This window comes from Pedobacter sp. BMA, assembly GCF_001027745.1.
In the GTDB taxonomy this organism is placed as follows: domain Bacteria; phylum Bacteroidota; class Bacteroidia; order Sphingobacteriales; family Sphingobacteriaceae; genus Pedobacter.
Genome location: NZ_LECU01000009.1, coordinates 166,158 through 176,982 on the forward strand (window position 1 = coordinate 166,158; position 10,825 = coordinate 176,982).

The 10,825-nt window shown below is 41.2% G+C and carries 7 protein-coding genes; 5 read left to right on the forward strand and 2 right to left on the reverse strand.

All coding sequences use genetic code 11. The features are described from left to right. The first annotated feature begins 58 nt into the window (after positions 1–58). Positions 59–2,365 (forward strand): 5-methyltetrahydropteroyltriglutamate--homocysteine S-methyltransferase, encoded by a 2,307-nt coding sequence (metE, locus tag AB669_RS19860; RefSeq protein ID WP_047801093.1) that lies wholly within the window; start codon positions 59–61, stop codon positions 2,363–2,365. Between the two features lie 52 nt (positions 2,366–2,417). Here metE and AB669_RS19865 read toward each other — a convergent pair whose 3' ends face one another. Further along, complete coding sequence (locus AB669_RS19865) at positions 2,418–2,789, reverse strand: response regulator transcription factor (protein ID WP_047801094.1); 372 nt, start codon at positions 2,787–2,789, stop codon at positions 2,418–2,420. A 241-nt stretch (positions 2,790–3,030) separates the two neighbouring features. Between AB669_RS19865 and AB669_RS19870 the strand changes: the two genes are divergently transcribed. Then, complete coding sequence (locus tag AB669_RS19870) at positions 3,031–3,312, forward strand: hypothetical protein (RefSeq protein ID WP_047801095.1); 282 nt, start codon at positions 3,031–3,033, stop codon at positions 3,310–3,312. Positions 3,313–3,431: 119 nt separating this feature from the next. Here AB669_RS19870 and AB669_RS19875 read toward each other — a convergent pair whose 3' ends face one another. Then, positions 3,432–4,103 (reverse strand): RNA polymerase sigma factor, encoded by a 672-nt coding sequence (locus tag AB669_RS19875; RefSeq protein ID WP_053058499.1) that lies wholly within the window; start codon positions 4,101–4,103, stop codon positions 3,432–3,434. Between the two features lie 274 nt (positions 4,104–4,377). On the opposite strand from AB669_RS19875, the gene AB669_RS19880 reads away from it, so the two are divergent. The 3 genes from AB669_RS19880 to AB669_RS19890 form a co-directional block, all read left to right on the forward strand. Further along, the gene (locus AB669_RS19880; RefSeq protein ID WP_047801096.1) at positions 4,378–4,764 is read left to right on the forward strand and encodes a response regulator transcription factor; all 387 of its coding nucleotides are present in this window, start codon (positions 4,378–4,380) and stop codon (positions 4,762–4,764) included. A gap of 119 nt (positions 4,765–4,883) precedes the next feature. Beyond that, entirely contained in the window at positions 4,884–6,077 is a 1,194-nt protein-coding gene (locus tag AB669_RS19885; RefSeq protein WP_047801097.1) for a GAF domain-containing sensor histidine kinase, read from the forward strand. Positions 6,078–6,545: 468 nt separating this feature from the next. Beyond that, a partial coding sequence (locus tag AB669_RS19890) for a Calx-beta domain-containing protein (protein ID WP_047801098.1) occupies positions 6,546–10,825 on the forward strand: 4,280 nt, incomplete at its 3' end.

Below are 10,825 nucleotides of genomic sequence, written 5' to 3' on the forward strand. Positions count from 1 at the left end.
TCCTGAGATGATGTGCGAACTTTTTACAATGATTATTTACCATTTAAAAAGTTGAAATATGTTAACACAAAATCTGGGATACCCGCGGATAGGGATCCAACGACAATTGAAAAAAGCCTGCGAGCAATACTGGGCAGGTAAAATAGACCTTAAGGAACTCAATAAGGTTGCACGTATCATTAAGGAAGAGAACTGGCAAACCCAGGCAGATGCCGGTATTGACCTTATCCCATGCAATGATTTCAGTTTTTATGATCAGGTATTGGATACGAGTTTTTTGCTGGGTGTAATCCCGCAACGTTACTCGCCTGTACTCTCGCAGGTGAAGGGCAACAATGAAATTGATCTCTATTTCGCCATGGCCCGTGGTTATCAAAAAGACGGTTTGGATATCACGGCAATGGAAATGACCAAATGGCTGGATACCAACTATCATTACATTGTGCCTGAATTTACTGCAGATCAGGAATTCCGGATATTTAATGAAAATATATTCTGTGAATACAACGGCGCAAAGCAGCAATTAGCAGAGAAAGCAAAGCCAGTATTGCTGGGGCCGGTGAGCTATCTGCTGTTGGGTAAAGAAAAAGAAACGGGTTTTGAACGGATTGACCTGATTAAAAAGCTGGTTTCGGTTTACATTGAAATAATCAACCGTCTGAAACAACAGGGAGCAGAATGGATTCAGTTGGATGAGCCCTGCCTGGCGCTCGATCTTTCAAAAAAAGACAAAGAGGCTTTTGAGTATGCATACCGGGCTATTGCTAATAGGGTAAGCGGGGTAAAGTTACTAGTCGCTACTTATTTTGAGGCACTGTTGGATAATGCAGCCTTGGCCGTAAACCTTCCAATATCAGCCTTGCACATCGATCTTGTGAGGGGTCCTGAACAGCTGGACGATGTGCTGGCACTGATTCCTGAAAAATTACAACTTTCCTTAGGGGTAGTAGACGGGCGTAACGTTTGGAAGAATAACTATGAAAAGTCGCTTTCTCTTGTTGCTAAGGCAGTAGCATTGTTGGGTGAAGACCGAGTAATGATTGCCCCATCCTGTTCATTGCTTCATAGTCCGATTGATCTGGAACTCGAAACAGCTATTGATCCGGAAATAAAAAACTGGATGGCTTTTGCACGCCAAAAATTAATTGAGGTGAGTGAAATCCGTCAGATTGCTGAAGGAAATGCTGATTTGCTCGAAGCCAACCAGTTAGCAATTAAAAACCGCCGAAGCTCTCAGAAAGTACATAAACAAGTAGTGAAGGATCGTATTGCCGGAATCACAGATGCAGACTCAACCCGTAAAAGTATTTTTGCAATACGTCAGCAATTGCATCATGAGCGGTTTAAGCTCCCTGCGTTCCCCACCACAACAATAGGGTCATTTCCACAAACAGATGATATACGCCAGATGCGTGCCAGATACAAAAAAGGCGAGCTGACCCTTGCGCAGTATGAAGAGGCTATAGAACATGCAACAATAGCGGCTATACGCTGGCAGGAAGAAATTGGACTGGATGTGCTGGTACATGGAGAGTTCGAGCGTAACGACATGGTGGAATATTTTGGCGAGCAGCTGGATGGATTCTTGTTTACAAAGAATGGCTGGGTGCAGAGTTATGGAAGCCGCTGCGTAAAACCGCCGGTAATTTATGGCGATGTGAGCCGCCCGAAAGACATGACGGTACGCTGGAGTAAATTTGCTGCTGCTCAAACTGCAAAGCCGATGAAAGGCATGCTTACGGGCCCGGTAACCATTTTACAATGGTCATTTGTACGTGATGATCAGGGAAGGGATATTACAACCAATCAAATAGCCTTTGCCATCCGGGATGAAGTTCTGGCATTGGAAAAAGCTGGGATTGGTATCATTCAGATTGATGAGGCTGCCATACGTGAAGGCTTACCCTTAAGACAGTCCAAACACGCCAAATATCTTGAATGGGCGGTGAACGCATTTCGGATTTCGGCAAGCGGGGTGGGGGATGACACACAAATTCACACGCATATGTGCTACAGCGAATTCAATAACATTATTCAGCATATTGCAGCTATGGATGCGGATGTGATTACAATTGAAACTTCGCGCTCGCAGATGGAACTTCTCGAGGCCTTTGCAGATTTTGACTATCCTAACGAAATCGGCCCGGGAGTGTATGATATTCATTCACCACGAGTTCCTGGTGCCGAAGAGATGGCTTTATTGCTTACAAAAGCAGCAAGCCTGCTCCCTGCACAACACCTTTGGGTAAATCCAGACTGCGGTTTGAAAACCCGTAAATGGCCAGAGACAAAAGCCGCGTTAATAAATCTCGTAGCTGCTGCAAAACTGGCTCGAGAGCAGATCAGTTTAGAAAACCTGGCTTAAAATACAGCGCATCCCGGATTGCCCGGGATGCGCTTACCAGATTAACTAATTTTTATTGCGATAAGTCTCCGATCAGGTTGTTAATGGTAAGGCTCAAATTTTTCATGTCGATTGGTTTTCCAAGTATCGCGTCCGCTTCACAATCAATTTCTCCGATTTTTTCAAAATCAAGCGAGGTAAGCAGCACAATTGGAATATGATGATAAGACAAATCAGCTTTAATTTTATTACACAGACTGCGTCCATCTCCACCTTTGAGGTTAATATCGAGTATGAAAAGGTTAGGTTTAAAGCTTTGTAAATTTGGATAAATGTCATCAATAGTCATAATTGACTCAACCATGCACCCATCTGCTGTTAATGCATCCTTAATTACTTTCATTGCATCCCGGTCATCATCAATGATCATTACTTTTTTTTCCATAAAACATCTTCCACTATCAACATTACCTCTTGTTATATGATTTCGACGGCTATTGATCAGAACTACTGGTATACAGACAATAATGCTGCCAGTTAATAAGATATAATCTCATTACTTTGATAATGTTTAGAGAATAAGTCACTTATCTGGCATTCAGCGCTGCCAGTTGTTAAATGATCTTTATGAAACATTTGTATGTAGTGTGTGTTATTTAGAAAGGGGTAACTTAATTCGATAACAGATGAATAGTAATGACCTTGAAACAGAGCTTAGAAAACAGGTTTGCGTGAAGTACGGAATGCAAAAACTGGACGCTCAGGATTGCTTACATGTCTCGGAGCAAATTTTTAGAGAAACTAAAAATTATGTATCTCAAACAAATCTGAAACGTTTCTTTAAATTGGATCAGCCCGAACACCAGAACTCTCAATTTGTGTTAAATAGCCTCGCCCAATTTTTAGGCTTTGTTGATATCAAGGATTTTAGCTCGTCACTTGTAAGCCCCGATGAAGATGTGAACTGATTTCTGACCCAAAAAACCTTTTGATTGCGTTTCTATCCAAAGCATTTTGCTTAATTTCCCTATTTTGAGACAATACGCGCACAAACAAATTTCTGAAAGCCGGAATTACCAACGCTTTCTTAAAAGAAATGATGTGAAGCAACAGCGCGTTGTGGAACTATAGCCTGCTGTAGAGAAAACGAACCAGAAGATTTTTGCTCATTATTAAAAGATTTTCTAAGCAGCAGTATTGCTGCACGTAATGATGTTTTAAGACTGCCAAGCGGCATGTTTAGTTTCTCGGCAGCTTCAGAATGGGAGTAACCCTGATAATAAACCAAGTCGATAATCAGCTGTTGTTTATGAGGTAATGCTGTGGTTATCTTTTTAATTCCTATACCATCTGTGTATATTGAATAAAAGAAGCTAGTGTTTAGCTGCGCCATGGATTCATCCAGATCAACGTGCTGAGTTTCCTGTTTAGTCGATTTTTTTCTGATGTGATCAATTGCCGTATTGCGGGCAATATTTAGCATCCAGGTAAAAAGCCGGGATTTGTTTTCATCGTAACTGGCGATGTTTCTCGATATTTTTAAAAAGGATTCCTGAAGCAAATCTTCTGCGGTTTCATGTTGCTTAACAATGAGTGTAATCACACCAAGCAAGTTTGCAGCATACATTTTGTATAACTTTTTAAAAGCCCCACGATCTTTCTGCTGAAGTTGTGAAACGAGTACCTGCTCTTGCCTTTCAGCTCCGCTATTGTTCGCTTTAGCGTTATTAGATGGTGTGGCGAGTATAAATCCAATCATGAGGCGACTTGTTATATAGCGTTGAACAGGTTTTTTTAGAAATAGTTTCGTTTACTCTTAATCGCTCTGTTTTAGAGCTTTTAGTGTTATTTAACGTCTTTTAGTTAGCATTTCTCTTCTTTCTGGTTAGCAGCAACCTGCTGCTTTAAGCTTGAATTTTAATGGGCCACCATTCGTGTTTTATCAATCTTAAGTGCTATAATATCAGATAAATAAAACTTATTTAGCGAAAGCCTGTTGGGTATGTACTCCGGATAAGGAAAAAGGGAAAAAGATGAAACAGAATGTTGCGAAAAAGAAAATATGTATACTTGAGGATGATGATGATATCAGAGAAATTATCACATTTTTATTAGAGACAGAAAACTATGAGGTTTGTAGTTTCGCTACCGTTAGCGCATTTATGAAAGGAGCACCTGAATCGCATGCAGATGCTTTTGTCCTTGATGTAATGCTTCCTGATGGTAATGGTATCGACGTATGTAAAATTTTAAAAGCTGACCGGTCAACTTGTGCTATTCCTGTGTTGATGATGAGCGCGAATTACTCCCGCGGAGATGTATTGTATGATTGTGCTGCCCAGGATTTTATCTCCAAGCCTTTTGATATTGGTGATTTTGTACACCGTGTAGATAATCAGGCATTTGGTCATATAGCCTAGCCGCCCCTTAAAAGTAACAATCATTATATAAAGCCGAGATTGCTTCGTGCTGGTTTGGATATGCAATTCAATTTGCTATCTTTGATTTAGAGGACTTCAATCCTTTAAACTTAGTCGGCATGAAACGCATCAGTAAAGCGGATATTCAACTTGATATCGAGTCCGTTGCAAAAATTCCCATAATCGCTAACATTTTGGACGTAGTTTGCAAAACCACAGGCATGGGGTTTTCGGCCATTGCCAGGGTAACTGATGAACAGTGGATTGCCTGTGCTACAAACGATCTCATAGGTTTTGGTTTAGAGCCCGGCGGGGAGCTTAAGCTGGAAACCACTATTTGCCACGAAATCAGTGAACACAAAAAAGCTGTAGCCATTGATCACGTAAGTGAAGATGAGAAATGGCGTGACCACCATACACCCCGCATCTATGGTTTACAGAGCTATATTTCAGTACCTATAACATTAAAAAATGGTGAATATTTCGGCACACTATGTGCCATTGATCCTAACCCGGCTAATGTAAACAACCAGCATACCATTGATACTTTCAACTTGTTTGCGGAATTGATTTCATTTCATCTTAGTGCCATTGACGACTTATCAGTTGCGACAGAACGAAGCCGCAGACAGGAGGAAGAAGGAGAAATCCGGGAACAGTTTATTGCCATGCTGGGACACGATCTTCGTAACCCTGTAAATGCCATTTCAAATGCTGTGCAGCTTCAATTAAGGAGCAATCTCGACGAAAGAAATTTGAAATTAGCCAAGATTATTCAGGATGCGACTATGAGGACCCGCGGGCTAATTGATAATATTCTGGATTTCGCGAGTGGTAGACTTGGCGGTGGAATCAAATTAAATTTTGAAAATACAGACAGCCTGGAAAATACGCTGAAAGAAGTCATTTCCGAATTTACTGTAGCCATGCCAGATATGGTTATTGATCTTGATCTGTCTCTTTCAAAACCTGTGAAAGCAGATCACAAGCGCCTGGCACAGCTGTTCTCCAACCTGATGGGGAATGCTATTACACATGGAGAGAAGGGCAAACCCATCAGCATAACAGCGAAAACTGATGACCAGGGGCTGGAACTTTGTGTAATCAATTCAGGACAAGCGATCGATGAATTAACTCAGCAGCATTTGTTTAAGCCTTTTTCGAGGGGTAGCATCAAGCAAGGGCAGGAGGGACTGGGTTTAGGATTATTTATATCCAGTGAAATCGCAAAAGCTCATGGTGGTACAATAAGTGTGCAGTCATCGGATGCAACAACCTGCTTTACGGTAATCTTTCCAGCCATTAAAGATTAATATATCGATAGAAATAGTTTTTCAAATTATTCTGCAACTCCACTTTTAATCATCCTGAGCAGCATATGCCAAGCATTTAGGCTGAAACTTGAATGTCTTAAATTTGATATAGCTATTGGTTGTATTAAAACAATTGATTATAATCAATTATCTGCCGTTGTTGGCTTTCCAAAAAATCTTCATTCCAATTAAAATAACCCAGTATTTGATTTAAGTCAATTCAATAGTAAAACTTTCTGTATTACTAATAATACAAAATCAAATAATCGTCAGCTGAAGTTTTCTAACCATTAAATATCTTTGCAAAAATAAGTGTGATATCGGATTGGTGGAACAGAATTTCACTAATAAATTTCATCATTTTAAAACCATAAGTTTTGAGATTACGTAAGTTATCGAAAACCAAACATTAGCTAGAATAACAATTGCCACAACCCTATTGTTGCAGACTGTCTTATCGTCCCGTTTATGAATAAAGCTCTACTCTTTTCGCGTGGTTTCGCGCGAATATTTAATCGTAGTAACACTTATTTAACGAAGAAATTTGTTGGATATTTTCTCCGTACTTCCCTTTTTGCTTTTTTAGCTCTTATTTCCAATTTCAATGAGGCTTTCGCTGATGGAAGTAAGGATTTGTACCCTAGTGGGGTTGCTGGTAATAGAGCCGCATTGTACAGTAGTGTTACAACCTTCGGTGCTGAAGCCTATCCATTCAAGACTGCGGGGACTCATTTCGTATATGCAAACGCTGGGGAGATTATAGCCGTAGCCTCTAGTGCTCAGGGGTACAGTTCTGGCACGATCAATATCTTTGCCCCTAATAATATTACTCCAGCGGTGCCGTCGGCAACGTCTGGAGTGTCTACTACAACTGGTAGAATCGGCAACAGGACCCAGGAGAAAGCAGGGCCGTGGAATTCAACAAACACATTGCCAGCGGGTAGATACAGGCCTTACGAGTACATTGCACCTGTAAGTGGAATTTACAGAGTAGAATTTATTCCTCCTGCGGGGACTACAAATACGAATACCCAAACTAACGGACGTGAGGATGTTTTAGCAGATGCTGACTGGACGCAAGGTACTAATGCAGGTACAGGTAATACTGCTGCACAGGCTAATGGTACCTCAATAATTGCGGCATGGGATGTTTCGGTTCGAGCAAATACTAATGCTTCTAATTGGATAGCTGGTCGTGTGTATGTGAATGTTTTAAACCTCCTAATTGACGGTGATTTTACTGCAAATACAGGTTTTCAAAGTTCAGTGTATGTTTTGACTAAAGATGGGAGAGCATATTTGGTTAACAATAACGATAACAAGGGGATAGGATTTACATTCTTTGTTAATAATAAGGGTTTCAGGAACGCGGCTAATAATTCTCAGTTTAAGAGTGTTAACACGAATTTAATTACTAGTGTAACACAAGATCCTAGAACGCAGGATGGGACTACAGATATCACTCATAAAATATTTTACACTAAGCCCGCGCCGGATCTACCAGCAACAGCATCGATAAATTATACAGGATCTGCCGCTACAACTACTTGGCTTAAAACGGCTGCGATATTGTCCGTTATTTCAGATGTACAGCTTACGGGTGATGAAGGAACAGTTGGGCAGGCTGGCGCTAAAGGAGGGAAAATCACCTTCACTTCAAATAACGCAGGTACTTACAAAATAGTAATTCCACCTAGTATTGGTACAGAAAGAATTTTAACTGGTAACGCAAATATTGGTTCTAATACAGTCATATGGGATGGTAAAGATGGTGATGGTAACTTTTTAGCTCCGGGAACGACGGTTTCGCAGATCAGAGTACGGCTACAAACAGCAGAGGTTCACTTTCCATTTATAGATATGGAAATAAACCCGAAAGGACTAATCATAGAATTACTGGAAAATGGAACCACTTATAATCCGGTTCGTACAAGTACTGATCCGGGTGTTTACAGTGATATTGTCTTCTGGAACGATAGTTTGATTAACCGTGCGACGGGAGATGAGAGATCCGTACCGTTGTACGCCGGAACTAATGGAATTTCCAGTAATGCGAACGGACACAAATGGGGTAGCTATTCAGCGGATGCTGGAACTAACAATACAAATACAGGAAAAGGTGCGAATAGTTTTGGGAATCTTAAATCAATGGATACCTGGGCATTTACACAAAGTCCCGAGGCTGTAACTTCGGTAAGCGTTGTTACGACACGTGCAGATTTAAGAACAAACAGTATCACACCATCATTCACCGCGCCGGTGGCAATTGGAAGTACGGTCAGTTATACAGTAGTTGTTCAAAATTTCAGAGATACGAGTCCAGCCGTTAATAGTGTTAGTGATGTCACAGGCGCAGGTTTCAATTTTACTGCGCCAGCAGGTTTTTCTATTACAAATGTTGCCAGGACATTAGGTACTGGCGTGACGGAAAATAGTCCAGTTACATCCGGCTCAACATATAATTCGAAGCTGAATATGACCAGTGGATCGACTGCAACTTTTGTTATTACGGGGACAGTTGGAACTTCCTTAGCAGGTAATACTATACCAGTTCAGGCCAGCATGTTGAGACCTGCAGATACGACTGATCCTGATGCGACAAACTCAACTTCGGGCTTAGCACCAACTGATCCGGCTGCTGAATGTAATGGAAATACACCAGCCAATACACCTAATCCGCCGAACAGACCGTATGGATGTAATAACGTTTATGCCGACAATTCTGTAGCTGTTGTAAACTATGTTTCTGTTTCTACTTCAACGCCAACCCTTACAGAGGGGGGGAATGCAGGTTCATATATTATAACTATTCAGAATGCTAGAGCTACAGATACGACCGTTCCGTTCACTATGTCTGGAGCAGCTACTAATGGAACGGATTATAATACGATCGGGGCATCTGCTGTAATTCTGGCAGGACAAACTTCTGTCACTGTGCCCTTCATTGTAATCGATGACGCTATAGTAGAAGCATCTGAGGCGGCAATTTTAACTTTAACTGCTGCATCAAATGGTTTGACTTTGACTCCAGTTGTTGCTAACAGATCGGCGACGATTACCATCACTGATAATGATGTAGATTTGGCTGTAGCTAAAACAGTGAGCAGTAAAACACCATTGGTTGGAACTCAAGTAACCTTTACGGTAACCGCTAGCAATGTTGGCGGTTCAGCTGCTACAGGTGTAACAGTTACAGATTTGCTCCAAAGTGGTTTTACACTGGTAACGGCTTCTCCTAGCCTGGGGACCTACACTCCATCATCTGGAGTTTGGAACGTTGGTGCATTAGCAGCTTCAGGTACAGCTACCCTAACTATTACTGCTTCGGTAAACATTGCGGGTGGAATGACCAATATTGCTACCATTGCGGCAGGATCAGGTCAAATTGATCAGGTAGCTACCAATAACAGAGCAGTTATCAGAGATATTAGCCCGACCGTTTCTACTAACTGTACTACACCTATTTTCACAATCAATAATGGGTTTGACGATCCTGTTGTAGCTAATAACAATAATAATAATATCCAGGCCTCTGCTACATTTAATCTTTGGACAACCCAAAGCGGACAAGCAAACCGATTGAATATTATAAAAGTAGACGGAACCGGTTATACTCCTGGTCCGGACTATGCACATAACGGAAACCAGTATTTAGATATAAACGGAACGTCTGATTATCCGATCAGAACAATTATACTATCAAAACCAAGTATTTTATCATTTTCAGGTTGGTTTAGTAACCGAGATAAAACAAGTCCTGGTTATGCAGACTGGACTGGTTTGGTTGAGATAAGAAATCAAGCAAACACAGCAACTCTAGCGAGTTCTTCTTCCGTTAATTTTACCAATGCCACAGACGATGAAACCTGGTTTTTTGTAAGTGGTAAGTCAGCTGTTTTACCCGCCGGAACTTATACTTATCGCGCTTTTGTTGGTGATTTTGGACATTTCGACGACGCCTTCGCTTGTGCTCTGGAAGTCCCAACTGTAGATTTAACGAGAACTACCACTACCGTAACAGAAGGTACCCTCGTTACCTATCGTGTAACCTTAAATGGTACAGCCGGTTTAGTTACAGAAAATGCCATTTCTGTAAATACCGGTACCACACCAGGAACTGCAGTAGCTGCCGATTACGGTTCGCCTAGCGTTTCATCAGTTAGTTTTCCTGCTGGAAGCGTAGTGGGTGATTTCCGTGAATTTACAATCTTAATAACTGATGATTCTTTAGTAGAACCCAATGAAACTTTCAGTACCAATATTACTGGTTTGACTGGGTCAGCGACTCTTGGAACAGCTACAGCATCTACAACAATTACTGATAATGATACCGCAACCATCAACCTTACGGGTCCAACATCTGTACGTGAAACTGTTGGTACAGCTCAATATGCAATTGTTTTAACTGGTACACCAGGAGCTACCCTAGTCAATGATGTAACTTTAAATTACAGTGCATCGAATGGCAGCGCGATCTCGCCAGCAGATTATTCTTTAACTCCAGGATCTGTGACTTTTACTGCAGGTACTGTTGTCGGATCAGCAAATGCAACTAAAACTTTTAATGTCACTATAGTTAGTAGTCCAAATACGGTAGAATCTACTGAAAATTATACCGTGAACATTTCTTCGGGAACTATTGCTCCAGTAACCTTAGGTACAACATCTGTTATAACTGATATTATTGATAATGCGCTACCAACTACCAATGACATCACCAATGCAGCTACCATCCCAAGTACTACTGC